This is a genomic window from Vibrio sp. OPT46, from assembly GCF_015163535.1.
Classification (GTDB): Bacteria; Pseudomonadota; Gammaproteobacteria; order Enterobacterales; family Vibrionaceae; genus Vibrio; species Vibrio alginolyticus.
In genome coordinates, this window is sequence record NZ_JADDYG010000270.1 from 1 (window position 1) to 236 (window position 236).

A 236-nucleotide genomic window follows, 5' to 3' on the forward strand; every position below is an offset into this window, starting at 1 on the left:
CATAGAGTCTCCTTTGGACATAAAGTTAGGTGTCCCTTTAGACCAATCTAGTCGACCATGCTTACGAAGCCAAACCAAAACCGTAGAGCAACCTTGGATGCCATACTTCTCTTGGGCTTGTTTGTAAGTGAGGCTTCCTTTTTCAACCTCATCAACTACAGTGAGTTTAAAAGCGAGGGAGTAATCGCGCTGAGTTCTTTTAGTTGTTGATTTCATAACACTCTCCAATTTTGGGG

Annotated in this window: 1 pseudogene; it reads right to left on the reverse strand. The window is 42.8% G+C overall.

Going from position 1 to position 236, the window contains the following annotated elements:
- Nucleotides 1–216: pseudogene (locus IQR33_RS12615) on the reverse strand (IS3 family transposase); the annotation flags it as partial.
- Between the last annotated feature and the right edge of the window lie 20 nt (nucleotides 217–236).